General features: G+C 66.3%; 25 protein-coding genes and 1 pseudogene. 13 read left to right on the forward strand and 13 right to left on the reverse strand.

The window, feature by feature from the left end; genetic code table 11:
* Positions 1-30 precede the first annotated feature (30 nt).
* The gene (locus O8I58_RS10535; protein ID WP_298315414.1) at positions 31-429 is read left to right on the forward strand and encodes an MAPEG family protein; all 399 of its coding nucleotides are present in this window, start codon (positions 31-33) and stop codon (positions 427-429) included.
* Between the two features lie 10 nt (positions 430-439).
* Here the strand turns inward: O8I58_RS10535 and O8I58_RS10540 are convergent, their stop codons facing one another.
* Positions 440-1,201: a pseudouridine synthase gene (locus O8I58_RS10540; protein ID WP_298315417.1), complete on the reverse strand. Its 762-nt coding sequence runs from the start codon at positions 1,199-1,201 to the stop codon at positions 440-442.
* A 143-nt stretch (positions 1,202-1,344) separates the two neighbouring features.
* Entirely contained in the window at positions 1,345-2,718 is a 1,374-nt protein-coding gene (locus tag O8I58_RS10545) for an outer membrane protein transport protein (RefSeq protein WP_298315420.1), read from the reverse strand.
* A 658-nt stretch (positions 2,719-3,376) separates the two neighbouring features.
* Between O8I58_RS10545 and O8I58_RS10550 the strand changes: the two genes are divergently transcribed.
* Positions 3,377-3,832 (forward strand): thioredoxin family protein, encoded by a 456-nt coding sequence (locus O8I58_RS10550; RefSeq protein WP_298315422.1) that lies wholly within the window; start codon positions 3,377-3,379, stop codon positions 3,830-3,832.
* A gap of 4 nt (positions 3,833-3,836) precedes the next feature.
* Here the strand turns inward: O8I58_RS10550 and O8I58_RS10555 are convergent, their stop codons facing one another.
* The 3 genes and pseudogenes from O8I58_RS10555 to O8I58_RS10565 all read right to left on the reverse strand — a co-directional run bounded on the left by O8I58_RS10555 (position 3,837) and on the right by O8I58_RS10565 (position 6,768).
* Positions 3,837-4,418, reverse strand: coding sequence for an O-methyltransferase (locus O8I58_RS10555; protein WP_298315425.1), 582 nt, complete (start codon positions 4,416-4,418; stop codon positions 3,837-3,839).
* Positions 4,419-4,458: 40 nt separating this feature from the next.
* A pseudogene (gene ubiB / locus O8I58_RS10560) lies at positions 4,459-6,118 on the reverse strand (ubiquinone biosynthesis regulatory protein kinase UbiB).
* A gap of 20 nt (positions 6,119-6,138) precedes the next feature.
* Entirely contained in the window at positions 6,139-6,768 is a 630-nt protein-coding gene (locus O8I58_RS10565; RefSeq protein WP_298315428.1) for a ubiquinone biosynthesis accessory factor UbiJ, read from the reverse strand.
* A 110-nt stretch (positions 6,769-6,878) separates the two neighbouring features.
* On the opposite strand from O8I58_RS10565, the gene ddlA reads away from it, so the two are divergent.
* Together ddlA and O8I58_RS10575 are read left to right on the forward strand one after the other, a co-directional pair.
* The gene (gene ddlA / locus O8I58_RS10570) at positions 6,879-7,985 is read left to right on the forward strand and encodes a D-alanine--D-alanine ligase (RefSeq protein ID WP_298315430.1); all 1,107 of its coding nucleotides are present in this window, start codon (positions 6,879-6,881) and stop codon (positions 7,983-7,985) included.
* Positions 7,982-8,464 (forward strand): GNAT family N-acetyltransferase, encoded by a 483-nt coding sequence (locus tag O8I58_RS10575; protein ID WP_298315433.1) that lies wholly within the window; start codon positions 7,982-7,984, stop codon positions 8,462-8,464. The genes ddlA and O8I58_RS10575 overlap by 4 nt, the downstream gene beginning before the upstream one ends.
* A gap of 109 nt (positions 8,465-8,573) precedes the next feature.
* On the opposite strand, the gene oleD is transcribed toward O8I58_RS10575, so the two are convergent.
* A complete protein-coding gene (gene oleD, locus O8I58_RS10580; protein ID WP_298315435.1) occupies positions 8,574-9,572 on the reverse strand; it encodes a 2-alkyl-3-oxoalkanoate reductase in 999 nt (332 codons plus the stop codon).
* Positions 9,569-11,212 carry an olefin beta-lactone synthetase gene (gene oleC / locus O8I58_RS10585; protein ID WP_298315438.1) on the reverse strand — a complete coding sequence of 548 codons (1,644 nt, stop codon included), beginning with the start codon at positions 11,210-11,212 and terminating at the stop codon, positions 9,569-9,571. Before oleC ends, oleD begins: the two co-directional genes overlap by 4 nt.
* 117 nt (positions 11,213-11,329) lie before the next feature.
* On the opposite strand from oleC, the gene O8I58_RS10590 reads away from it, so the two are divergent.
* On the forward strand, positions 11,330-11,668 hold the full coding sequence (locus O8I58_RS10590) for a YkgJ family cysteine cluster protein (protein WP_298315441.1): 339 nt from the start codon (positions 11,330-11,332) through the stop codon (positions 11,666-11,668).
* Positions 11,669-11,738: 70 nt separating this feature from the next.
* Positions 11,739-12,164 carry a cupin domain-containing protein gene (locus O8I58_RS10595; protein ID WP_298315444.1) on the forward strand — a complete coding sequence of 142 codons (426 nt, stop codon included), beginning with the start codon at positions 11,739-11,741 and terminating at the stop codon, positions 12,162-12,164.
* 23 nt (positions 12,165-12,187) lie between these two features.
* On the opposite strand, the gene O8I58_RS10600 is transcribed toward O8I58_RS10595, so the two are convergent.
* From O8I58_RS10600 to O8I58_RS10615, 4 genes are all read right to left on the reverse strand, one after another.
* Positions 12,188-13,129 (reverse strand): alpha/beta fold hydrolase, encoded by a 942-nt coding sequence (locus tag O8I58_RS10600; protein ID WP_298315446.1) that lies wholly within the window; start codon positions 13,127-13,129, stop codon positions 12,188-12,190.
* A gap of 70 nt (positions 13,130-13,199) precedes the next feature.
* Positions 13,200-14,216 (reverse strand): 3-oxoacyl-ACP synthase III, encoded by a 1,017-nt coding sequence (locus tag O8I58_RS10605; RefSeq protein ID WP_298315448.1) that lies wholly within the window; start codon positions 14,214-14,216, stop codon positions 13,200-13,202.
* Positions 14,217-14,353: 137 nt separating this feature from the next.
* Positions 14,354-14,662, reverse strand: coding sequence for a DUF4156 domain-containing protein (locus O8I58_RS10610; RefSeq protein WP_298315451.1), 309 nt, complete (start codon positions 14,660-14,662; stop codon positions 14,354-14,356).
* Positions 14,663-14,820: 158 nt separating this feature from the next.
* Complete coding sequence (locus O8I58_RS10615; RefSeq protein WP_298315454.1) at positions 14,821-15,492, reverse strand: TetR/AcrR family transcriptional regulator; 672 nt, start codon at positions 15,490-15,492, stop codon at positions 14,821-14,823.
* Positions 15,493-15,644: 152 nt separating this feature from the next.
* On the opposite strand from O8I58_RS10615, the gene O8I58_RS10620 reads away from it, so the two are divergent.
* From O8I58_RS10620 to O8I58_RS10630, 3 genes are read left to right on the forward strand one after another with little or no spacing between them, the layout of a single operon-like run.
* Positions 15,645-16,301 carry an O-methyltransferase gene (locus O8I58_RS10620; protein ID WP_298315457.1) on the forward strand — a complete coding sequence of 219 codons (657 nt, stop codon included), beginning with the start codon at positions 15,645-15,647 and terminating at the stop codon, positions 16,299-16,301.
* A 10-nt stretch (positions 16,302-16,311) separates the two neighbouring features.
* Positions 16,312-17,667, forward strand: coding sequence for a neutral/alkaline ceramidase family protein (locus tag O8I58_RS10625; RefSeq protein WP_298315459.1), 1,356 nt, complete (start codon positions 16,312-16,314; stop codon positions 17,665-17,667).
* A 22-nt stretch (positions 17,668-17,689) separates the two neighbouring features.
* On the forward strand, positions 17,690-19,024 hold the full coding sequence (locus O8I58_RS10630; protein ID WP_298315462.1) for an alpha/beta hydrolase family protein: 1,335 nt from the start codon (positions 17,690-17,692) through the stop codon (positions 19,022-19,024).
* 270 nt (positions 19,025-19,294) lie between these two features.
* Here the strand turns inward: O8I58_RS10630 and O8I58_RS10635 are convergent, their stop codons facing one another.
* The gene (locus O8I58_RS10635) at positions 19,295-22,150 is read right to left on the reverse strand and encodes a M16 family metallopeptidase (protein WP_298315465.1); all 2,856 of its coding nucleotides are present in this window, start codon (positions 22,148-22,150) and stop codon (positions 19,295-19,297) included.
* A 504-nt stretch (positions 22,151-22,654) separates the two neighbouring features.
* Between O8I58_RS10635 and O8I58_RS10640 the strand changes: the two genes are divergently transcribed.
* The 4 genes from O8I58_RS10640 (at position 22,655) to O8I58_RS10655 (ending at position 24,801) form a co-directional block, all read left to right on the forward strand.
* On the forward strand, positions 22,655-23,128 hold the full coding sequence (locus O8I58_RS10640) for a hypothetical protein (protein ID WP_298315467.1): 474 nt from the start codon (positions 22,655-22,657) through the stop codon (positions 23,126-23,128).
* 172 nt (positions 23,129-23,300) lie between these two features.
* Positions 23,301-23,780 carry a tRNA (uridine(34)/cytosine(34)/5-carboxymethylaminomethyluridine(34)-2'-O)-methyltransferase TrmL gene (gene trmL / locus O8I58_RS10645; RefSeq protein WP_298315470.1) on the forward strand — a complete coding sequence of 160 codons (480 nt, stop codon included), beginning with the start codon at positions 23,301-23,303 and terminating at the stop codon, positions 23,778-23,780.
* Between the two features lie 56 nt (positions 23,781-23,836).
* A complete protein-coding gene (locus tag O8I58_RS10650; RefSeq protein ID WP_298315471.1) occupies positions 23,837-24,292 on the forward strand; it encodes a MarR family winged helix-turn-helix transcriptional regulator in 456 nt (151 codons plus the stop codon).
* A gap of 83 nt (positions 24,293-24,375) precedes the next feature.
* Entirely contained in the window at positions 24,376-24,801 is a 426-nt protein-coding gene (locus tag O8I58_RS10655) for an organic hydroperoxide resistance protein (protein WP_298315473.1), read from the forward strand.
* A 111-nt stretch (positions 24,802-24,912) separates the two neighbouring features.
* Here the strand turns inward: O8I58_RS10655 and O8I58_RS10660 are convergent, their stop codons facing one another.
* Positions 24,913-25,392 (reverse strand): Lrp/AsnC ligand binding domain-containing protein, encoded by a 480-nt coding sequence (locus O8I58_RS10660; protein WP_298315475.1) that lies wholly within the window; start codon positions 25,390-25,392, stop codon positions 24,913-24,915.
* Positions 25,393-25,450: the final 58 nt, after the last annotated feature.

The following is a 25,450-nucleotide window of genomic DNA, read 5'->3' on the forward strand; positions in this document are numbered from 1 at the left end:
TGCGCGCCTTCTTCTGCCGGAATGCCGTCCATGTCCTACGCCGTCGCCTACTGGTGCGTGCTGATCATCGCTGTCCTGCCGTATGTATGGACCAGCGTGGCCAAGTCCGCGGCCGGCAAGCGCTACGACAACCGCAATCCACGCACCTGGCAGGCGCAGCAGGACAATCCGCGTTCGCAGTGGGCCCACGCCGCCCAGCTCAACGGCTTCGAAGCATTCCCGCTGATCGCCGCCGGCGTGCTGATGGCGCAGGTTGCAGGTGTGTCGGCGTCGGTGGCCGCGACGTTGGCACTGGTGATCCTGGCCGCACGCATCGCGCACGGGCTGGCCTACATCGCCGGATTGGCATCACTGCGCAGCCTGGTGTGGTTCATCGGCTTCGGCTGCACCGTGGCGCTGATGGTGCTGGCCGCACTGCACGTGGCGTAAGCGATCGTGCTCAACGCAGGTCGTGGTCCCAGCCGAACAGGTCCAGGGCTTTCAGGAATTCGGCGTCCAGCGGCGCCAGTGCTTCGATGCGCACGCCAGTGGCCGGATGCAGGAACGACAGCCGGCGCGCATGCAGCAGCATGCGATGCACGCCACGCATGCGGAACGCACGGTTGTGCCGCCCTTCGCCGTGGCTGGTGTCGCCGATCAGGTGATGGAAGGCATGCTTGAGATGACGCCGGATCTGGCGGAAGCGCCCGGTCTGCGGACGGCAGCGCATCAGCGCATAGCGCGAGGTCTCGAAGCCGCCTGACGGCACATCCAACTCACCCGTGGCCAGGCGCACGAAGCCGGTGATCGCCTGTTTCTTGACCGGCTTGCCCGGGCCGCCGTCGAGTTCGTGGTCGATGGTGAACTGCGCGTCCGGCCAACCGCGACACACGGCCAGGTAATCCTTTTCCACCTCGCGCGACATGAACACCTTGCCCAACGCCGAGGCGGTGTCGCGGTCGAAGGCCACCAGCAGGCAGCCGCTGGTGCCGCGATCCAGCCGGTGGATCAGGAAGATCGGCCTGCCCAGCTGTTCGCGCAGGTAATCGGCCAGGAACTGATCTTCGCCGCGCGCCAGGCCGCTGTCGTGGACCATCAGGCCCGCAGGTTTGTCGACGACGGCGAGCAGGTCGTCCCGATACAGCACGGGAATGGAAAGACGTTCGGACACGGAAAGCACGCAGGGCCAAAGGTGCTGATTATCGCCCGAATGGTGAACCATCCCGCCGTATCGCCGTCCGGAAAACGCAAAACGCACTGGCGGCCGGAAGACCGCCAGTGCGTTTCATGCAACGTTTCCAATGGTCCTGGCGTATCTGCGTCGGCGCATGCGCGCCGACGACCATCGACGCCGGCTTTGCCGGCCTAGAAGTACAGGCCCAGCTTCACGCCCACCGCCACCGCATTGTTACCACTGAAATCGCCGGCATAGCTGTGTGCACCGGTCTGGGCTTCCGCATCACCCAGCCAGAAGTACTTCACGCCACCGGAAATCTCGACCTTCGGCGTGGGGTTGTAGCGCAGGCCCAGGCCGACGTTCCAATAGCCTTCGGTCGGTCCAAGGGTGGTAACAGGGTTGCCCGCGCCACTGTCCCAACCCACCGAGACCGAGCCGCTGAATTGCTCGTTGAGCTTGCGACCCACGCCCAGGTTGGCCGACCACTGGTCCTTGGAGTAATCCACCAGGTTGAAGCCATCGGGCTTGCCGATCAGCGGGCCAACGGCTTCGGACAGCTGCCCGAATGCGGCCGGCTGGACGGCGAACTTGGACCACTGCACCCAGCGCACGTTACCGAAGGCCACCGTATTGGCCATGATGCCGGTCTGGAAATCCAGGTTCACCGACTGCGGCGTTGTCAGCTTGGTCACGCCACCGGTCAAACCTCCGCTCAAGCTCCCCAACGTCGCACCGATGGCCTGGCCCGTTGCCGCGGGGATCCTGCCAGCCAGCACCAGCTGCTGGATCAAGCCACCCAGCTGCGCGCTGTTGGCGCCCAGCGCACTGACCAGCGGCAGCGACTCCTTCGCATCCAGGTCGTAGTCGATCTCGGATCGATAGGTCAGCGAGACCTTCAGCGCGATATCCGGGACCTCGTAGGCAACGCCGGCCAGCCAGCCCCATTCACGCGTGGATGGAATGGAAAGGTTGTATCCGTTGTAGACCGAATACGTGGAGCCTCGCAGCTGCACGTTGCCCTTGATCTCCTGATAGACGCCACCGCCATAAATATTCAGGCCATCGATCGGCTGGAATCCGACGAGCGCGGTAGCGCTGCGGGTTCTCACTGAAACTTCCGTATCTCCGGTGAGTCCTGCATTCAAGCCGTAGGCAGCAAGCTGCCCGTTGGAGACGATGCTGGGGCCGGTGACCACAGGTAGGCCGGACAGCACGACATCGGTCGGGTTCGAAACAAAGTCGCTATTGCCGTGATACTCCGCGGAAGCACCAAACGGCTCGTCGTAAATCAGGCCGAACGAAACCTTCTGGAACGGCTGGATCTTGATCGCACCGCCGATGAAGTTATAGGTGTTCCCCACATCACCGGTCTTGTTGCCACTCTTGTCCTTGCCCTCCACGGTGGGATTGAGGAAGTTCCCGCCGTATTCGGCATAGTTCCCCGGCTTGAGGAAAGCGGCAATGGACTGCCCGGAGCGGTCCAGCGCCGCACCGAACACCGTTCCGCTCGCCGCAATGCAGGCCACGCCCACGCTCACTGCCAGCACATTCTTCTTGTTCAACATGTTGTCCCCTCACCCTGCCCTTGATGTTCAGGAGCCGAAGCAGCCCCCGCCCCATTGCTGTCGTCATGACACTGCCTGTTCAGGTACTTGCGGCCCATGTGGCCCTACATACTGGCAAGTACGGAGACATTCTGGGCCAGCCAAAGGATGGCGACTACTGACAAGATCCTCATTAAGTGGAATTTTTGTCAAACTTTGGTCTTAAGGGTTAGTCAGACCGCCATATCAAGCAACCACGGTCGCCACCGGCATCTCGCTCCACCCCTGAAATCATGGTGTTTTGAGGCCTCATCGGCCTCTCGAAACCGTCGCCATGCGGCGCGTCGACTAAATCCGCTTGCCCATTAACTTTCGCCGCAGCGCAGCATATTTTTCGTCGAAACTATCCCCGCCTTGCGTGGCGCGTTCGGGGTGCCGGCGTGGCCTGTGACCCCACTGCAGCACCTTGCCGATGGCATGGCCGGCAAGCGCGGTCAGACACTGCAGCCACGCCCATGCGCGCCCTACCCGATCGGCCGAAAGCCCGGCGTCATGGCCATCGGTCATGACGCCGGACCAGCGACACAGCATTCCGCGCAATTGCCCGCGGAGACCTTGACGCACTGCAGCGCGGCGGCCAACCATCACGAATCTCCCTCCGACGGCTCACCCCACCATGAAGCGCCTGCTACTGCCCCTGCTCCTGTTCGTCGCCAGCGGGACCGCACTGGCCGCGACCGGCCCCTACGATCCGGCCGCCGATGCCAAGGCCCAGGTCAAAAGCGCACTGAACGCGGGCAAGAAAGACCACAAGCCCACGCTGCTGATCTTTGGCGCCAACTGGTGCGGCGACTGCCGGGCACTGGACACCTCGCTGCACGGCGAGAAGAACGCCGCGCTGATCGCCAAGCGCTTCGAGGTGGTCAAGGTCGACGTGGGCAACTGGGACCACAATCTGGACATCGCCAACACCTATGGCAATCCGATCGAGAAAGGCATCCCCGCCGCGGTGGTAGTCTCGCCCGAGGGCAAGGTGCTCTACACGACCAAGCTCGGTGAACTGGCCAACGCCCGCAAGATGAGCGACGAAGGCATCTACGATTTCTTCGACAAGGTTGCCGCCCAGCACTGAGGGCTCAGCCGGCGCGAACCGCCAGCAGTTCGCCCTTGCCCACCGGCACCAGCGCGCAGGTGAAGTCCACATCGGCGCGCAGGACCTGTTCGAAGCTGCCCATCTGCGCGGCGTGCGAGATGGCGTTGTCCACCACCAGCAAGCCGCCGGGACGCAGCACCCGGCGCAGCGCCGGCCACCAGTCCAGGTAACGGCTGCGGTCGGCGTCCAGGAACACCAGGTCGAACGCGTCCGCCTCCGCAGCTGCCATCCAGGCCCCTGCATCGGCGTGGACAGCGGTGATCCGCGCGGCCAACCCGCTGCGCGCGAAGGTGTCCTGCGCCAGCTGCCACTTGGCCGCGGAAAATTCCAACGTGGTCACGTGCCCGTCGAGCACCGCGGCCGCCTCGGCCAGCCACAGCGTCGAATAGCCGTTGGACGTGCCGATTTCCAGCACGCGCCGCGCGCCGGTGGAGCGGATCGTCACCGAGAGGAATTCGCCGGTGTCCGGGGTGATGTTGAGCATCCGCTCGCTGCGCGCGGTGTGGGTGGCGTCGTTGTGTTCGCCGAACGCGGCCAGTTCGCGCTTGAGTGCCTGCAACTCCATGTCGATCCCTTGTCTTGCGTTGATCCGGCGAGCGCTGCGCTCAGCGCCGCAGCCAGGCCGACAGCAGCGCCAGGCTGCCCAGCGCGCCGGTGAACCAGGTCCACAGCGGCACATGGAACAACACCGGGCCGCCCACGCCGAAGGCGTGCAGCACCGCAGCCACCACCAGCAATCCGGCACCGGCAATCGCGGTCACCACGCGCCGCTGCAAGCGCTGCAGGGTCACGTTGAGATCGGCCAGGTCCTTGGAGCGCATCGCGAGTTCATGCTGACCCTCGACCTGCTGCTTGAGCCAGCTGTGCACCAGGCGCGGCATGTCCGGCGCGTGGGTCAGGATTTCCGGCAGCCGCTTGCGCAACTCATCGAAGGCGCGCTTGGGGCTGTAGCGTTCGACCAGGATGCGCTCCAGCACCGGCTTGGCCACGGCCCAGATATCCAGCTGCGGATCGAGCTGGCGGCCGACGCCTTCGATGTTGAGCAGGGTCTTCTGCAACAGGATCAGCTGCGGCTGCAGGGTGAGTTCGTACTTCTGCGCGGTGCGGAACAGCTTGATCAGCACCTGCGCCAGCGAGATCTCGCTCAGCGGCCGGGTGAAGTACGGCTCGCAGACCGCGCGCGCAGCGGCTTCCAGCTCGTCGATGCGTACGGTGCGCCGGCATCCAGCCCGCTTCGACGTGCAGCTCGGCGATGCGCCGGTAATCCTTGTTGAAGATGGCCATGAAGTTCTCGGCCAGGTAGTACTGGTCCTGCTGCGAGAGCTGGCCGACGATGCCGAAATCCAGCGCGATGAAGCGCGGATTGGCCTTGCGCGCCGGATCGGTATCGACCCAGATGTTGCCGGCGTGCGCATCGGCGTGGAAGAAGTTGTCGCGGAACACCTGCGTGTAGAACACGCGCACACCCTTGGCCGCCAGCGCCTTGCGGTCGATGCCGGCCGCGTCCAGCGCGGCGATGTCATCGGAGGGAATCCCGGTGACGCGCTCCATGGTCAGCGCGCGCTCTGCGGTGTGCGACCAGATGATCTCCGGCACGTACAGGTCCGGCGAGTCCTTCCAGAACCGGCGCATCACGCTGGCGTTGGCACCTTCGCGCTGCAGGTCGAGTTCGGCGGCCAGGGTGGTTTCGATCTCGGCGACGATTTCCTTCGGCCGGATCTTGTCGGCCGACGGGTGCGCGTAATCCACCAGCGCCGCGCCGGATTTCAGCAGCGCGATGTCGCCGGCGATCTGCGCTTCGATTTCAGGGCGCAGCACCTTGACCACCACCTGGCGACCATCGTGCAGCGTGGCTGCATGCACCTGGGCGATCGAGGCCGAGGCCAGCGGCTTGGTGTCGAACGAGGCGAAGGCTTCGCCGATCGGCAGCCCCAACGCTTTTTCCACGATGCGCAGCGCGGTATCGCCATCGAACGGCTTGACCCGGTCCTGCAGCAGGGTCAGCTCCTCGGCCACGTCCGGTGGGATCAGGTCGCGGCGGGTGGACAGGATCTGGCCGAACTTGACGAAGATCGGCCCCAGCTCCTGCAGCACCATGCGCAGGCGCGCGCCGCGGCTCAACGCCGCGATATCGTCGCGCGCACGCGGCACGAACGGCCGCGCCAGCTTCAACCATGGCTCGGCCGGCGTGCCGTCGAGCAACGCATCGAGCCGGTAGCGGATCAGCACCCGTCCGATCTTGTTCGCCCGCAGCGCGGCACGCACGCCCTTCATGCCCGGCAACATCATGCGCGGGCCGCCAGTCGGGTCATGCGCGCGGCCAGGCGTTCCACGTCGTCGCGCAACGTGTCCACGTCATCGTGGAAGGCGTCGAGTTCGCCGCGGGCCACGACATCGCGCGATTCCTCGGTGACGTATTCGGCGGCACTGGTCGCCAGCTCGCTGCCGGTGTCGCGCAGCTTGAGCAGGGTCGCGCGCACGCCTTGCGCGATCTGCACGCCAAGCACTTCACCGAACAGGGTGACAAATGGCTGCTGGAAATCCGGATCGAAGCGCGTGGCCAGGGTCTGCAGGCGGCGGGCCAGGTCGGCATCACCGGACACGCGCAGCTTGCCGACCGGCGCGGCGTCATCACGGCGAAAGAACGGCAGCTGGCCCAGCAATCCGCCCAGGGTGCTGCGCACGGCCAGGTCGGGTTCGTCGCCGGCGTCGACCGGACCGACGTGCAGGCGCTGGGCCTCCACCGCGATCTCCAGTGCCAGCGGCGGCGACTCCAGGGTGATCCGGATGCGGCGCCCGGCCAGTGGCGCCAGCGCATCTCGGGTATCCGGGTCCAGCGCGACGGCGCGGTTGAGGGCCGCTTCCAGCGCGCGGCCGGCCAGCGGTTTCAGGGCATCGAAGGGGGTCGGCGGCATGGCGCCATTCTAACCGTGACCTGACCTTGACCACGGCGCGGATGTGGTCAACGGCCGGCAGGTCGGTTCATGCTGTCGGCCCTTTTTGGCAGCAGTGGATAGACAGGCAGATGGGCAAGACGCGTGTGGGCATCATCTTCGGCGGTCGTTCGGCCGAACACGAAGTCTCCCTGCAATCGGCGCGGAACATCGTCGATGCGCTGGACACCGCGCGCTTCGAACCGGTGCTGATCGGCATCGACAAGCAGGGCCAGTGGCACCTGAGCGATCCGCGGGCCTGGCTGCTCAACCGCGACGATCCCAAGCGCATCGCCCTGCAGCCGTCAGGCCAGGCGCTCGCCCTGCTGCCCGGCCAGGCGCGCCAGCAGCTGCGCCCGGTGGACCCTGCCCTGGCGCTGGAACAGATCGACGTGGTGTTCCCGATCGTGCACGGCACGATGGGCGAAGACGGCTCGCTGCAGGGCCTGCTGCGCATGGCCAACCTGCCGTTCGTGGGCTCGGGTGTGCTGGGCTCTGCCGTGGCGATGGACAAGGACGTGGCCAAGCGCCTGCTGCGCGATGCCGGACTGCAGGTGGCGCCATTCGCCTGCCTGACCCGTCGCAGTGCCGAACACACCGGCTTCGACGAGCTGGTCGCGCGCCTGGGCCTGCCATTGTTCGTCAAGCCGGCCAACCAGGGCTCGTCGGTGGGCGTGAGCCGGGTCACCGACGCCGCCGGGTTTGCCGACGCGCTGGCGCAGGCCTTCCTGTACGACCACAAGGTGCTGGTGGAATCGGCCATCGACGGGCGCGAGATCGAATGCGCCGTGCTGGGCAACGACCAGCCGCAGGCCAGCGTGTGCGGCGAAGTGGTGGTGCACGACGCCTTCTACGCCTACGACACCAAGTACATCAGCGAAGACGGTGCGCAGGTGGTGGTGCCGGCCGACATCGACGGCGACACCCAGGTCCGCATCCAGCAGGTCGCGCTGCGTGCCTACCAGGCGCTGGACTGTGCGGGCCTGGCGCGGGTGGATGTATTCCTGACGCCGGGCGGCGAGATCGTGGTCAACGAGATCAATACCCTGCCCGGCTTCACCCGCATCAGCATGTATCCCAAGCTGTGGCAGGCCAGCGGGCTGGGCTATCGCGAACTGGTCACGCGCCTGATCGAACTGGCGCTGGAACGCCACGCTGCGGACGCCGCACTGCACAGTAGCGTGGCCCTGCCAGGATGAGCGCAGCACGCTTGCGCGCGATTGGCGAAGACGATTTTCCTGCGCTGCTGGCACTCAACAACCTGCATGCTGCCGAACTGTCGTGGCAGACGCCGGCGCAGTTCGCCGCGCTGCTGCGGCAAGCGTGCTGGACCCGAACGGCAGGCGACGGCGAAGCGCTGTTGGTTGCGCTGGACCAGGATGCGGATTACGACAACCCGAACTTCGCCTGGCTGAAGGCGCGGTTCGCACGCTTCATCTACATCGATCGCGTGGTGGTGGCGCAGTCACTGCAGGGCCAGGGCGTGGCGGGTGCGCTGTATCGCGAGCTGCAAACCCAGGCGCGCGCCTGGGATCATGCATCGCTGGTGTGCGAGATCAACCTGGACCCACCGAATCCGGCGTCGGTGGCGTTCCATCGGCGCCTGGGTTTCGCGCAGATCGGCCAGGCCGACCTGGCCAATGGCAAGCGAGTGGGTTACTACGTCTGCCCACTCTGATGCCCACAGGCATCAGGCGCTGCCAGATGCGACAGCGACCCCTCGTCGTGTCCCGGCAGTTCGGCACGCACACAGGCTGTCGACGGGCACATCGCAATCACGCAAGGATTCAACCCGGCGCGTTCCACGCAGCCTTCAGGCGCGCCAGGCCTTCGGCCATGGACACACGCGGCACGTAACCGAAATCGCGACGCGCCGGCTCCATCGAATACCAGTGTGGCGTGCACAGCTGCTCGGCCAGGAATCGCGTCAACGGTGGCTCGCCCTTGAGCGGCAGCACTTTCCACAATGCCTCGCAGGCGACGCCGATCCGGTACGCCGCCTTGAACGACAGCGTCTTGCGCACCGGCGGCGTGCCGGTGGCAGCCAGCAGGGCATCGAGCACCTCGCGCATCGGCCACGGTTCGCCGTTGGAAATGAAATACGCCTTGCCCGCGCAGGCCGAACCCGGCATCAGGTGATCGAACGCATCGAAATGCGCCTGCGCGGCATTGTCGATATACGTGGTGTCGACCTTGTTGCTGCCATCGCCGACCAGGCGCAGGCGACCACTGCGCGCACGCTCCACCAACCGCGGCAGGATCTGATGGTCGCCCGGCCCCCAGATCAGGCGCGGCCGCAGCGCGACCGTCGCCAGCTGCGCATCGTTGGCAGCCAGCACGAGCTGCTCGGCGATGGTCTTGGTAGCGGCGTACGGCGCCTGGAAGTCCTCGCCATAGGGCACTTCATCGGCGCCCAGCCCTTCGACCGGATGGGTGGCGCGATGGGTCACGCTGGGCGTGGAGGTGTACACCAGCCGGCTGATGCCTTGCGCGCGGCAGGCATCGAGCACGTGCTGCGTTCCGACCACGTTGGGCTGGTAGTAACTGTCGTAGCTGCCCCAGGCGCCAGCCTTGGCCGCGTTGTGGAAGACCGCCTCGACCCCGGCCACCGCATGGTTGAGCGCATGCGCATCGACCAGATCACCCTGCACCTGGCCCACGCCCAGTGCCGCCAGCGCAGGCGAATGGCTGCGCTGGAAGCTGATCACTTCATGCCCGCGCTCGACCAGCCCGCGGCACAGCGCCTGCCCGAGGAATCCGGCGCCGCCGGTGACCAGGATTTTCATGCTTGCTCCAGTTGCTGCGCCGCCCAGGCGGCGAGCTTCTCACGCCCGATCTTGGCGTTGTGGCGGATGTCCACCGGGAAGGCCGGATGGCACAGGAAGGTGTCGATGCCATGCAGCGTGTCGTGCCGCTGCGCGATGGCGCGCAGGTCGGCCTCCACCGCTTCGCGCTGCGTGGGTGGCACGCCCGGCAGCAGTTCGAAGCACAACACCGGCCGCTGTTGCCCGGCTGCGCCGACACCGACCAGCGCACTGCGACGCACTTCGCCGTGGACGTTGAAAACCGGCTCGACCTGCTCGGTGTACAGCGGCCCGGCCGCGGTCTCCACGCGCTGGGTCTTGCGCCCGCAGAACCACAGCCGCCCGGTCGCATCGAAGTAACCGACATCGCCCATGCGATGCACGATGCGCGCGCGGCCATCGGCCAGCGTCTCGCGGATCTTGGCGATCTTCGTGGCGGCATCGCGGTTGAAGTAGCTGTCGGTCGCGGTCGGGCCGGCCACGGTGATCTCGCCGACCACGCCGGCCGGCACCTCATGCGTGCCGGCCCAGTCTTCGATCGCGGCATCGTCGATGGCGATGATGCGGACTTCGTTCGGCGCGACCGCACGACCGACGCAGGTGCCGGCGCCGTGCTCGGTGGCTTCGCGCGTGGCTTCCAGCTCGCGGCCTTCGATCACCGCAACGGGCAGGCATTCGGTGGCGCCGTAAGGCGTCCAGAACTGGCCATCGTCAGGCAGCAGGCTGCGGATCTTCTCGACGATTTCCGGTGGCACCGGCGCGCCGGCCGAGGTCACCCGTTTCACCGTGGGCAGCGGATGGCCATAGTCGGCCAGCACCCGCATCAGCGCGGGCGAGCCGAACAGCTGGGTCACGCCGAAGCGCTTGATCGCCGCATGCAATTTGGCCGGATCGGCCTTGGCCGGACGCGTCGGGTCCATGTCGGGGATGACCGAGGTCAGCCCCAGCGCCGGATCGAACAGCGCAAACGGCGGGAACGTCGGCAGGTCGACCCCACCAGGCACCATGCCGAAGGCATTGCGCAGCAGTTCAACCTGGCCGACGAAATGACGATGCCGATAGACCACGCCCTTGGGCACGCCGGTCGAGCCACTGGTGAACAGGATGCCGGCCACGTCCTCGCCGTCGGTGGCCGCCAGCTGCGGTCCGGCGCCGGCACCATCGCGTTCGATCCGCGCCAGCGTCGCGCCGCCCCAACCCAGCTTCGGACCGGCAGTCACGATCTTCTTCGCACTGCGTGCCCAGCCCAGCGCCAGGCGCGCGATCTGGGCCAGCGGGATGCCGATGAAGGCCTCCGGCTGCGCTTCGTCCAGGCATTGCTTCAGCGCGCGCCGGTCGATGCCCGGATCGACCAGCACCGGCACCGCGCCGGCCTTGAACAACGCGAACATCAGCAGGAAGAATTCTGGCGAGGGCCGCACCATCACCACCGTGCGCGTGCCGCGGCCGATGCCGTACCTGCCCAGGCCCGCGGCGATGGCATCGCTGCGCGCATCCAGCTGCGCATAGGTCAGTTCGATGCCGTAGGCGCCGCCGCGACCCGGGCAACGCAGGGCGATCTGGCCGGGGCGCTCACGGGCCAGCTCCGGCAGGCGGGCAGCGATATTGCAGACAGTGGTCATCGGCCTATTGTCGCCGCTCGACGCAACCTGCGGCCAATGGCTTGCGCCTGCACGGGTTTCAGGCATGATCCGCGCCGCGATTTCCCGCTTTCACCGCGCACAGCCCGGTTTCCCGACATGCATCCCTGCCTGACCTGCGGCGCCTGCTGCGCCACCTTCCGCGTCAGCCTGCATTGGTCGGAAAGCGATCCCGACCTGGGTGGTGGCGTGCCGGCAGGCCTGACCGAGAAGATCGACGCCCATCGCGTGGCCATGCGCGGCACCTGGGAACAACGCCCGCGCTGCGTGGCCCTGGAAGCGGACATCGGCCGCCATTCGCGCTGCTCGATCCACCCGGTACGCCCCAGCGTGTGCCGTGAAGTCGAAGCCTCGTGGGAATCGGGCGTGATCAGCGCGCAATGCGACAAGGCGCGTGCGACGCATGGACTGCCGGCGCTCACGCCCGCGGATTGGTGACTGCAACTGGCGTGCAACCCGCGCGCAGTCGGCCCACACTATTGCGGTCTTTTGCATGAGGAATCGCACCATGGCCCGTCCCACCCTTTCCGCAGCGCTGGCTTCGGCCCTGGCGCTGGCCTGCGTGCCTGCACTGGCTGAAGTCCATGCCAGGCAGGATCTGCAGGTGATCGACAAACCGCACCTGGGCGGCGGCACCGGCACCGTGCACGGCCAGTTCGCTTTCACCCGTGACAAGGCGCCGGCCGATCATGCGCTGCGCGAGATCAGCTGGTTGACCATCGCCCCGGGCGACTCGATCGGCACCCACACCCATGCCAAGGACGAAGATGCCTACGTGATCGTGTCAGGCACCGGCACCTTCACCGATGCCGATGGCAAGCAGGTGCCGGTCAAGGCCGGCGACATCACCGTGGTGTACGAAGGCCAGTCACACGGCCTGGTCAATATCGGTACCGAGCCCCTGGTGCTGGTGGACGTGCTGGCAGCGAAGTAAACCGCTTCCCCCTGCCGCCGCGTTCAGCGCGGCGGCAGCGGATGGGTATCCAGGAAGGCGCGGATCGCCGGCACCAGTTCGGCCGCCTTGTCTTCCAGCACGTAATGCCCCGCATCGTCGAAGGCCGTGACCTGCGCATCGGGCAACGCCGCACGGAAGCCGGCCAGGAAATGCTTGTCGAACACGAAGTCCTTCAGCCCCCAGCCGATGAATGCCGGGCGGTCGGCGAAGGACGGCAACGCCTTGCCCGCCGCTTCCAGCAACGCCCAGGCGCGATCTGCAGAAGACAGTGGAATGTCCTGCATGAAGCGCACGGTCGAGATGCGGTTGGCCCAGGTGTCGTAGGGCGACACGTAGGCGCGGCGCACATCGGCCGGCATCTTCTTGCGCACGCCCACCCACGAGGCCCCGCCGGAGAACGCGTTGAACGCGCGGATGATGAAGGAGCCGAACAGCGAATCACGCCCCAGCGCGATCTGCCATGGCATCGGCTTGGCCGCCGGCAGCGGGAACGCCGCGGTGTTGGTGATCACCAGCCGCTTGACCTGCGCGGCATGCGACAACGCCCAGCCGAAACCGATCATGCCGCCCCAGTCGTGCACGGCCAGGGTCACCGGCGTGGCATCGTCGATCCCGGCATGGCGCAACAGCGCCTGCAAGTCTTCCACGCGCGAAGCCAACGTGTAGTCGTAATTGGGCGTGGCCGTGCCGTGCGGATGCGCCAGGCCACCGCCATCGTCAGGCTTGTCCGACAAGCCCATGCCGACGTGGTCGGGCACGATGCAGCGGTAACGGTCGCGCAACCCGCTCACCAGGTTGCGCCAGTAATAACTCCACGACGGATTGCCGTGCAGCATCACCACCACCTCGCCATCGCGCGGACCTTCGTCCAGGTACGACATGGCGATGCCAGGACGCACTTCGAAGCGTTTGGGGGTGAAGGGATAACCGGGAAGCTCTGCCATTTCACGCACCTGCGAAAAGGGCCGGATCACCGGCCCTTGTCTGATTCCATGCAACGCGCTGCTCAGCGCATCACCACACCACTTCGGCCATCGTGCAGTTCAGGCCCGAGCCGATGCCCAGCAGGGCGATGCGGTCGCCCTTCTTCAGGCGGCCCAGCTCCTTGAGCTTGCTCAGCACGATCGGCACCGAGGCCGGACCGATGTTGCCGTGCTCGCCGAAGATGGTCATGACCTTCTTCGGGTCGATGCCGAAGGTCTTCACGAACGCTTGGGTATGCGGGCGGCTGACCTGGTGGATGATGAACTGGTCGATCTCGTCCACCGCCCAGCCCAGCGCCTGGCGCGCGGCCACGAAGGTCTTCTGGGCCAGCTTCATGCCTTCGATCAGCAACATCTTGGTGTCGGTGACCATGCGGTCCAGGTTGCCGCGGCACAGCTTGTTCCACTCGGTGGCCGAGCGGGTCACGCCGCCTTTGTACACCGGCGCATCGGGCACCAGCTCGCGGCGCGCCATCACCATGGCCACCGAACCGCAGCCCAGGGTCAGGGCCGCCAGCTCGTCACGGAACTGTTGTTCGGTCACGTCCGGCGCGGTCATGCGCTCGATGGTCTTCTCATAGACCAGGTTGGCGGTTTCGCCATCGACCACCAGCGCGTACTCGATCTCGCCACGCTCGATCATGCGCGCGGCGATGTCCATGCCGTTGATGAAGGCCAGGCAGGCATTGGCCACGTCGAAGGCCATGCAGTGGTCGCCCACGCCCAGGTTGCCCGAGACGATGGAGGCGGTGGACGGCTCCAGGTAGTCGCGGCTGACCGAGGTGTTGACCAGCAGGCCGACGCGGTCGGCGCCGATGCCGGCATCGACCAGCGCCTTGCGGGCAGCCATCGTCGCGGCATCGGAAGCCTGGGTTTCGTCGTCCCACAGGCGGCGCTCGTGCACGCCGGCCACATCGTTCAGCACGTCGGTCTTGATGCCCAGCCGATCAAAAGTCGGCTGCAGGCGCGCGTTGATTTCCTTGGAAGTCAGCGTGTTGGGCGCATCGACGTGCGCCAGTCCCGCGATGGAGACGTTCTGGAAAAGCATTGGCGGGTGCCCAGGCTCAGGCGAAGGGGCGCCAAGGGTAGCCGGTTCCGGGATTTAACGCATCTTTGACGCGGCGCGCGATGTCCGACAAGTCGTCAACGGGCAGGCCCGCCGGATCGCTTGTTCAGCTGGCGGGGTCAGCGGCAGCGGAACGCGGCGAAGCGCTGCTCGCCGTCCACCGGCTGGGTCAATGGCTGGATCGTGTCGGCCTGCAGGGTCAGGGATTCGTTGCGGGCCAGGGTTTCCAGCTCGTCGCGGACCTTGACCTGGTTGCGTTCGTAGAAGGCCACCTTGTCCTTCACCGAAACCGCCACCTCGCCCAGCTTCTGGCAGCTGCTGGGATTGCCGGCGGGAATGACCTTGATCGCACTGGCCTGGGGCGATAACTCCACCCAGGTGCAGGCGGACAGCAGGGGCAGCAGGGCAGCGAGGGCGATCAGGCGCATGGGGGCTCCGGTCGGGAAAGCGGCGGTCGGGGCTGCATGGTGCCGCAGCCAGGATGAACGGGGAAGCGGATGTTTCTTCCCCGACCGCTCCACGCCCATGAAAATGCCAGCGCCCCGGAGTGCCTAGCGGGCGGCACGTCATCGCCCGCGGGTTCGCGTCATGAACCGGCAGATCCAATACCGCACAGGAAGATTTCAAGCCGCTGTTTGATGTGCTCGTTCCTGCGCGCGCGCTCAGGGGCGTGCTTGAGCCTTCTTCTTGGCAACAGCGCGCCAAAAACGATATCCATCAGCATGCCGGCATGCACCATCGGATCCCCGCCCGGCAGGCGGCCGCGTGCCGCTTCCCATTGCAGCCATTCGATCAACGCCTCGCGCGAGCGGAGGACCCCGTGTTCGTACAGGTAATCGGACAGCTCGGGAAACAGCACGGACTCGCGGACGATCAGGTTGAGCATCGCCTCGCGCGCGCGCTCAGCCTCATCGTCAATGTCCAGGCGAAAGATCCGGACCAGCGTCTCCAGCAACGGAAGTTCCTCGCCTTCTGGCCGCGGCAGGTCCAGGACCAGGTGCTGGTATTGGCCGATGACGGCCGCGAACAGTTCGGTCTTGTCGGCGAAGACCTCGTAGATCGAGCGCTTCGAGACCTTGGCACGGGCGGCGACATCGGCCGTGGTCGTCCGCGCGAAACCCAGCTCGACGAAGGCTTCCTGCGCGCCCTGGAGAATGGATCGGCGGCGTTCGTCATCTCCGATTACCCTGGGCCTTCCGGGCTTGCGGGCAGGCGCTGCTGGCTCCGTCGCTTTGATGTGCTTCCGGCGTTCTTCCATAACAACAAGCCTCCGATGAATATATCGGTACTATAACGGTACCTTATTTGTTGTAGATTATGGCAGTGTCTTGAAGCAGGCGCTCCCGGGAGACGACACGCGTTGCCGACCCGGCGCTGCACTCTTGTCCACTCGAGCAAGGAAAAGTGAACATGCCACGTGAAGTTCCGCAGGGAACCGGGCCAAGCCCCATCCGCGATCCGCGCGTACTGGAGGTCATCGAGCGCCTCAACGCCACGCGTCGCCATCCGCAGGACGACGCCTTCGCCGGGCCTTCGCGCCACGACGCCGACGCGTTCGCGGATTACGGATTTTCCATCCACCCTGACCAGGGCGACCTCATCTACCTGCTGTGCCGGGGCATGGGCGCAACGCGGGTCGTGGACTTTGCCACTTCCATCGGCATGTCGGCGCTGTACTTCGCAGCCGCCATGCGCGACAACGGCGGTGGACGCGTGATCGGCGCCGAACTGGTCCAGGCCAAGGTTGATACCGCGCGCCGCAACCTTGCCGACGCGGGACTGGCCGACTACGCCGACATCCGCGTCGGTGATGCCCGCGAAACGCTGCGCGACCTCGGTGGCCCGGTCGATTTTGCGCTGATCGACGGCTGGCCATTGCCGGAAGGTCCGTCGCTGGCCCGCCAGGTCATCGAGATCCTCGCGCCGCAACTGCGGATTGGGGGCTATGTGCTCAACGACAACGCCGAGCCAGACTTCCTCGCCTACATCCGCGATCCGGCCAATGGCTTCATGTCCGTCACCCTGCCGATCAAGCGCGGCACGGAACTCGCGCTGAAGATTGGCTGAGAAAATCCACATGCCTACACGACGCGAATTTCTGGAAACCGGGCTGGGCCTGAGCCTTGCCACACTGCTGCCTGGGACGAGCTTCGGCCAGGGGATACGGGCCGGGACATTCAAGGCTGGTGCGGGACGGGCGGATGTAGTGTTCGCCGCGGACCTCTATCCGCTGGACGGCTTTGCCGGCCAGCACGACCCACTCGCCACGCGCGTCCTGCTGCTGGAATCAGGCAGCGCCCGGCTAGCCATCGCCGTGATCGATCTGACCTCAATTTCAGAAGAGATGATTACCGGCATGAAGGCGATCCTCGCCGACGTTGCCGGCGTTGCAGCCGACAACGCCATCGTCTGCGCCAGCCACACGTTCTCGGCACCGCATGTCTTCACCGGAAACAACGCGCCGCCGGGTACCGATGTCGCGCGCAACGCTGCCGCCCTGGCGGCCTTCGAAGCGGCACTGCGGACGGCGGCGACGCAGGCCGTCACCGGGCTGCAGCCGGCGCGACTGGGTGCCGGCCAGGGCAGCACCCGGGTCAACGTCAACCGCGACGTCGCCACACCCCATGGTTGGTGGCTGGGTGCCGACGAGGCCGGCTTCGCCGACCCTACCGTCGGCGTGCTGCGTATCGATGGTGAAAACGACCGGCCGCTGGCGATCGTCATGAACGTCGCGGTGCAGTCCTCGATCATGGACGGTTCCCAGCGCGCGCGCGGCGGAAAGCTGATCAGCGCCGACCTGGCCGGTGCGGCGGCACGCCACGTCGAGGCCCATTACGGCGCCGGTACCGTGGCGCTGTTTCTGGTGGGGGCAGCTGGCGACCAGGCGCCCTACCTGCAGGCCAACCGCCACGTCGTCGATGCCGATGGCGTCGTCGGCCGGGCCGACATCCACGAGGCGGGCTTCGCGCTGGTGGACCTGCTCGGCGAACGGCTCGGTGGCGAGGTCGTGCGTGTCGCCGCGGGCATCCGCGTGCAGCCGGTGCCGGGACTGGGGGTGCGACGCGAGCAGGTGGAACTGACCTCGCAGGAATTCTCGCCGCGCAACCCGGCGACCGGGCCAGTCACCACCTTCAGCTATGCGGCCGGCGCCAAAACCGCGATGCCGGTGATGCTGATGCGCATCGGCAATGTCGCGCTGGTAGGCGTGCAGCCCGAGCTGGCTGCCAGCATTGGCGCCAGGATCCGTGCGGATTCACCATATCCGCATACCTTGGTGGCCACGATGGTCGATGGCGCGGCGAAATACATGCCAGACGCGCCCAGCTACGATCGCTATACCTACGAGGCGCGCAGTTCGCCCTATGCCCGTGGCGCGGCTGAAGCAGCAGCCACTGCAATCGCCAGCATGCTGAAACGGATGGACACCCCTTGAAAACCGAACTGGAGGACATGCCATGGCGTCACGTCGAGACTTTCTGATCATGAGTGCAGGCATCGGATCGCTGCTGGCGGTCGGTGTGACCGCGTGCGCGCGCAAGAGCATCGGCCAGGCGAAAAGCGCCACCGCCGTCACCCAGGTGTTTGGCGATGGCGTGCGCCTGACCGCGGTTGCCATCGAGTATCCGGAACCGGTCAAGAGCGCCGACCTGTCCGCCGCCGACTTCCAGGTCGAAGGCCGCACCGTCACCGACGTGTTCGCCAGTTCCTCCACCGATCCAGCAGACCGGGCAGAAGCCGGCCGCTTTGTCATCGTGACCCTGTCGCCCGAAGATGCCGACGCGGTCCTGGCCGAGAAGCTGCAGGCGCAGGGCGGCCAGGGTGGTGGCGGTCAAAGTGCCCAGGGCGGGCAGGCCGGGCCCGGGCCGGGCGGCCGTGGTCCCGGCAATGCGGGCGACATTCCCACCTACGACACGGCCTACAAGGCCGCCCAGGCCACGGTCGTGGCGCCAGGCGCCGGCACGCTGGCAACGACAGCCGCCCGCAACCTGATCGTCGACGATTTCCAGCAACTACAGTTCGACGACCCGAACACAGGCAAGACGCTGCGCTACAACCTGTTCGTGCCCAAGGACTACGACGCCAGCAAGTCCTATCCGCTGGTGCTGTTCATGCACGACGCCGGCGCGACCAGCGACGTAACCCGTACCACCTTGTTCCAGGGGTTGGGCGCGGTGGCCTGGGCCAGTCCCGACGACCAGGCCAAGCGCCCCTGCTTCGTGCTGGCGCCGCAGTACGCCGAGATCATCGCCGACGACGATTCGCGCACCTCGGATGCGCTCGACACCACCATCGACCTGATCAAGTCGCTGGCAGATCAATACAGCATCGATCGCACGCGTCTGTACACCACTGGCCAGTCCGGCGGCTGCATGACGTCGATCGCGATGGACATCAAGTATCCGGGCTTCTTTGCTGCCACGTTCCTGGTGGCTGGCCAGTGGGATCCGGCGTTTGTCAAGCCACTCGCGCGGCAGAAGCTGTGGATCCTGGTCTCGCAGGACGACGACAAGGCGTTCCCTGGCCAGAACGCGATCACCAAGGTACTGGAGCAAGAGGGGGCGAAGATCAGCCGCGCCACCTGGGACGGCACCTGGAGCGCCGAGCAGTTCCGCGCCGCCTTCGACAAGATCGACGCCGAGTGCAGTCCGATCAACTACGTGACCTTTGCCAAGGGCACAGTGATTCCCAAAGGCGACTCGGGCGCAGGCGCCAGCGGCCACCGCAACACCTGGCGCATCGCCTACACGATCGAACCGATCCGGGAGTGGATCTTCCGGCAACACGGGTAATCCAACAGCGCGTCGAGCCGGCGTGAGATGGCTCACATCGCGCCGGCCTCCGGGGTGTCCCGCCCGATTCCCGGAAGCCTTCTAAGGACCGCCAGCAAGGATGTCAGGCCGGCTTCGAAAAGCGCTCTGCACCTGTCGAGTCCGCCTGGATTGCTGTATCGGGCCCAGGCGTCATCCAGGGGCGTTCGGCACTGACGCCTTTATGAATTGGCAAAGCCCCGGCCCACGCTAGGTGGACCGGGGCTTCCGGAACGACAGCCGTGCTGCGACTTACTTGACCGGCTTGCCGTCGGCGTCGATCACAGACAGCTCGCCCAGCTTCAAGGCCTCGATCGGGGCCTGGATCTTGGACAGGTCGCCCACGATCACCCAGGTCAGCGCGTTGGCGTCGATGCCCTTGGCCGCGGCATTGGCCTGGGCCGGGGTGAACGCAGCCACCTGCGCGTTGCGCACCTGCACCCAGTTGTCCGGGCGGCCATAGCGGACGATGCCACCGATGGTGCTCATCACCGCATCAGCCGTCTCGTACGCACCGGGCTGGCTGCGCAGTTCGTTGGCGACGATCTTGTCGACCTCGGCCTCGGTCGCCGGCTGCTTGCCGCTGGTGTAGTCGACGATCTCGCGCTGCATCTCGGCCACCGACTCGGCGGTCTTGTCGATCTGCACCGGCGCAATGGACAGGAACGGACGCTGGCCCAGCGCATTGGTCAGCACGGTGCGGGCACCGTAGGACCAGTGCTTGTCCTCACGCAGGTTCATGTTCAGGCGCGAGGTGAAGGTCCCGCCCAGCACGTCGTTGGACAGGCCAAGCTGCACCGAACCGGCATCCTTGGTCGAAGGCATCAGCTCGCCGGCATAGATGTTGGCCTGCACCGCGCCCGGCTGGTCGATCAGGAACACGCGCGGTTTGGCCGGGCGCTTCACTTCCGGGATCGCCACGCCGGCCTTGGCCGTACCGATGCCCTTCCAATCGCCGAAGTACTTGTCCAGCATCGGCACGATCTGGGCCAGGGTCGTGTCACCAACCACGATCACCGTGGCCTGTTCCGGACGCAGCCACTGCTTCTGGTAGTTCAGCAGGTCATTGCGATCCAGCGCGGCAATCGCCGCTTCAGTGCCCGAACCGGTGAACGGGATGCCATACGGATGCGCCTCGCCGTACAGCAGCGGCGGCAGCACGCGCAGCGCGGCGGTCTGCGGACGCGCCTTCTCCTGGGCGATGCCGGCGATCCACTGGGCCTTGACCCGGTCGATCTCGGACGGCTCGAAGCGCGGCGCGCGCAGCATGGTCGAGAACAGGCTGACGGAAGGTTCCAGGTTTTCCTTCAGCGCCGATAGCGACGCGGTGGCGCCATCGAGCGAGGCACCGGCTTCCATCGCCGCACCCAGTTCTTCCGAACGCGACTTGAAGGCCAGCGAGCCCAGCTCGCCGGCGCCTTCGCCCAGCATCGAGGTCGCAAACCCGGCCGTGCCCAGCTTGCCGCCATGGTCGCTGGCGTAGCCGCCGTCGAAGTCATAGCTGATGTTGACCACCGGGATCTCGTGGCGCTCGGCCAGGACCACGGTGCTGCCATTTTTCAGCCTGGCGTGCTGCAGCGCCGGGAACTTGAGCTGCGGGAAGCTCTCGACCTTCGGCACGCCGGTCTTGCGGTCCACGCCGGTGGCCGAGACGGTGTACTTGGCGTCGGGCTTGGGCGTGATGAACGGCGCCGGCTTGGCCGAGGTTTCTTCCACCAGCGGCTGGCGCGCTCCCGGCTTGACCACGAAGGTGTGGCTCGGATTGCCCAGCCACTTGGCGGCGGCGTCGCGGACCTGTTCGATGGTCGCCGCGTTGATGTTGGCCAGCGACTCACGGAAGCAGCCCGGGTCGCCGGTGAAGGTCGCGCACGAAGCCAGCGCATCGGCCTTGCCGCCGAAGCCACCGATCCGCTCGATGCCACGGATGAAGCTGGCGCGGTAGGTGGTCTTGGCGCGCTCCAGTTCCTCTTCGGTCGGGCCGTCCTTGATCAGGCGGGCCAGCTCTTCGTTGATGACGGCCTCGACCTTGGCTTCCTCCACGCCGGTCTTGACCGTGGCGCGGATGCCGAAGTTGCCGCTCAGCTGCGAGCCGTAGTTGTAGGTGCTGATGCTGTCGACCAGCTGGTCCTTGTGGACCAGGCGCGCATCCAGGCGCGAGCTGGCGCTGCCGCCCAGCACGTCGGACACCAGGTCGAGCAGGTCGGCGTCCTTGCTGGCGGCCTGCGGCACGTTCCACAGGCGCTGCACCAGCACCTGCGGCACCTTGTCTTCCAGCGTGGTGCGGCCATCCTGCTTCAGCACCGCCACGTCGACCTTGGGCTGGGCCATGGTCGGGGTCGCCGGGATGTCACCGAAATACTTGGCGACCTTTTCCTTGGCGGTGGCCAGGTCGATGTCGCCGGCCAGCACCAGCACGGTGTTGTTGGGGCCGTACCAGGTCTTGAACCAGGTCTTGACGTCATCCAGCGAGGCTTCGTTGAGATCGTTCATCGAGCCGATCGTGGTGTGGTGGTACGGGTGGCCCACCGGGTACATGGTGCGCGCGACCACTTCGCGCAGCTGGCCGTAGGGCTGGTTCTCGCCCTGGCGCTTTTCGTTCTGGACCACGCCGCGCTGTTCGTCGAGGGTCTTCTGGTCGATGGCGCCAACCAAATGGCCCATGCGGTCCGATTCCATCCACAGCGCCATGTCCAGCGCGGTGGTCGGGATGTTCTCGAAATAGTTGGTGCGGTCGGTGTTCGTGGTGCCGTTCATGTCGGTGGCACCGGCCTGCTCGAACGGGGCGAAGTATTCGCCCGGCGCGTTCTCGCTGCCGTTGAACATCAGGTGCTCGAACAGGTGCGCAAAGCCGCTGCGACCGACCGGCTCATCCTTGCTGCCCACGTGGTACCACAGGTTCACCGCCACGATCGGCGCCTTGCGGTCGGTGTGCACGATCACGCGCAAGCCATTGGCCAGGGTGAACTGCTCATAGGGGATGTCGACCTTGGCCGGTGCGGTTGCGACCGTTGGCGATTGCGCCGCCGCGGTGGAGGCCACGCCGCCAAGCAGGGCGGCGGACAGGGCAAGGGCAAGCAGGTGGATCTGGGGACGCGGCGAAGTGCGCATGAAGCTCCTTTGTTCAACGAATGTCCGTGCGGCGCAAGCCGCGGCGGGTGACGGTCACAAGCCGTCGATGCTAGGCCGCGGACATCGGGTTTGCTCTAGGCCACAAGCCATGGTCGACGCTCCTGGACCGTTTCGTCATCCGGCGGGTGAAGCGATGCCCGCCTGACGGCCAGCTGATCAAACCACCCACAGCGCCCCTCCATCCAAACGCGGCAAGCGCGCATGGCATTCAAACCTTCGGGCACACCGCGGCATCTAGAGGGTGTACGCGGACACGTTCGCGGACAGCGGACACGCCGCGAGACTCCAAATAAGCCCATTGAAACAATGCGTTGCGGTTGGCACGCCGCCTGCTTGCTCCAGGAAGCACGTACCAGGCCCGGCGCAATATTGAACAAAAGCTGAATTGAAGCGGAATTTTTTCACTCGCCGCGCTTGACCGAACTGATTAGGTGTTCTACCTTACTACCACACCACGCAACGACATCACTACGGAGATATGCCATGAACACGAACGCCCTGCTGCCGCTGACCGCCGCGACCCTGTTCGCCCTGTGCACCGGCTCGATGATCCTGTCCCACAACGCCCGCACCACCGACACGCTGACTTCGGCTGCCACGGCCAGCACGCAGACCATCGTCGACCTGCCGACCGTCAGCGTCCGCCCCGATCCGGCCGACCTGGGCTATTTCAACGCGACCCAGAGCGCCCGCATCGTCGATCTGCCGGCTGTCACCGTGACCCCGGACCTGACCGACCTGGCCTACTACGAAGCCGCGCGCAGCGCCGAGCGCATCGTGACCCTGGCGACCGTCACGGTTCGCCCGGCGGCAGCCGACCTGGCCTGGTATGTGGCGCATCAGGCCGGCCAGGTGGCCAGCGTCGACACGCACGCCCTGCGTGCCAGCGCCAGCCAGATCGACGCCCAGATCGCCGTCGGTGCCGCCAAGCTGGTCCGCGAGGCCACCACCCGCTAAGCCACCTGCACCGCGGGCACGACGTGCGCATTCCCCAGCGCCGCGCCCGCCTGCAGTGAAGGGGCCGGCGAAGCCTCTAGACTTGTCGGGCCTTCGGTTCTTCCAACGCCCCCATGCATCCCCCGATCCGCATTCGCTCCACCGCCACCGCTGCAACCGAAGTCCGCGCCGCATGAGCGCGCCGTTCCAGCTGGATGTGCTGCTCTACCAGCCCGAGATCCCGCCCAACACGGGCAACGTGATCCGGCTGTGCGCCAACACCGGCGCGCGCCTGCACCTGATCCGCCCGCTCGGTTTCACCCTGGAAGACCGCCAGCTCAAGCGCGCCGGGCTGGATTACCACGAGTACGCCGCCCTGCAGGTGCATGACGACCTGTCCGCCGCGCTGGCCACCATCGCCCCGCGGCGGTTGTTCGCCCTGAGCACCCGCGGCCGGCATCGCTACGACGCAGTGGACTACGCGCCCGGCGATGCCTTCCTGTTCGGCCCGGAGACCCGCGGCCTGCCGGCCGACGTGCTGGAATCGGTGCCGACCGAACAGCGCCTGCGCCTGCCGATGCGCCCGGACAACCGCAGCCTCAACCTGTCCAACACCGTGGCGATCATGGTGTTCGAGGCCTGGCGCCAGCAGGGCTTCGACGGCGGCGCCTGAACGCCGGGCAAAATCATTGCTTGCAATTAGATTGTGCGCGATTTAAATTGCCCGCCATGGCCTCCCAAGACGCCCCGACCCGCGACCCGCTGCACCTGGACAACCAGGTGTGCTTCGCGCTGTATTCGGCCAACCTGGCGCTGACCCGCGCCTACCGTGGCCTGCTGGCGGAGCTGGGCCTGACCTACCCGCAATACCTGGTGATGCTGGTGCTGTGGCAGCAGGACGGCCAGACCGTGTCGGCGATTGGCGAGAAGCTGTTCCTCGATTCGGCCACCCTGACCCCGCTGCTCAAGCGCCTGCAGACCGCCGGCCTGGTGACCCGGACCCGCGCCGTCCAAGACGAACGCCAGGTCGTGATTGCCCTGACCGAAGAGGGCACGGCACTGCGCGCCCGCGCCAAGGCCGTGCCCGAGGGCCTGGTCTGCGCCATGGACTGCCCGCCGGATGCGCTGATGCAGCTCAAGGTCCAGCTGGAAGGCCTGCGCGACAACCTGGGCCGCAATACCTGACACGCCCTTCCCCTTCAAATCCTCGTGCCACGCTCATGAAGTCGCGCACGATTCAATCGCCAACAACCAAAGGAAACGCCACCATGCAACCCGACAAGATCCTCTACACCGCCACCGCCATCGCCAAGGGCGGCCGCGAAGGCCGCGGCATCACCCCTGATGGCCCGCTGGACCTGCAGCTGTCCACCCCGAAGGAACTCGGCGGCGCCGGCGGCCCGGGCACCAACCCCGAGCAGCTGTTCGCCATCGGCTATGCGGCCTGCTTCATCGGCGCGCTGAAGGCCGTCGCCGCCCGCGAAAAGATCAAGGTGCCTGACGACGTGGCCATCGAAAGCAAGGTCGGCATCGGCCCAGCCGGCAGCGCCTTTGCCATCGCCGTCGAACTGAGGATCGAGCTGCCCGGCATCGAGCGCGAAGCAGCACAGGCCCTGGTCGAAAAAGCGCACCAGGTCTGCCCGTACTCCAACGCCACCCGTGGCAACGTGGACGTCGTGCTGACCGTCGTCTGATCGGCACCAGCGCAGGAAAAGACGGCACGGCGTTGTACACGCCGTGCCGTCTTTCGTTTCAGGCAGGCTGACAGCGCGTCGCCCGGGTCAGCGAAGCGCGCCCGGGCCGATTCAGAGCCCCAGGTACAGATCCGCGCTGTTCTTGACCTCTTCCATCACCGCGTAGGTGCGGGCTTCACGCACGCCGGGCAGCTTCCACAGCACCTTGCCGGCGATCTCGCGGTAGTCGGCCATGTCCGCGGCGCGCAGCTTGATCAGATAGTCGAAACCGCCGGCCACCAGGTGGCACTCCATGACTTCGGGCTGGTCTTTGATCGCGGCCTGGAACTGCTCGAGGATGTTGTGCGTGGTCCGGTCCAGCAGGATCTCCACGAACACCAGCATCCCGGCACCGAGCTTGTGCGGATTGAGCCGCGCCCGGTAGCCAATGATGTAGCCCTCGGTGGTCAGCCGCTTGACCCGCTCCAGGGTGGCGGTCGGCGACAGGTGCACCGCCTCGGCCAGCTTGAGGTTGGTGATCCGACCGTCCTCCTGCAGCAAGGCGAGGATTCTGCGGTCGGTGCGGTCCAGGGCAGCGGGAAGTTGGCGCATGTGCGGATGATAGCCCTGGTTACCGAACAAAATCCGGTGGCACCGGGCTGAAAATGGC

The sequence above is a fragment of the Pseudoxanthomonas sp. genome (assembly GCF_027498035.1).
Classification (GTDB): domain Bacteria; phylum Pseudomonadota; class Gammaproteobacteria; order Xanthomonadales; family Xanthomonadaceae; genus Pseudoxanthomonas_A.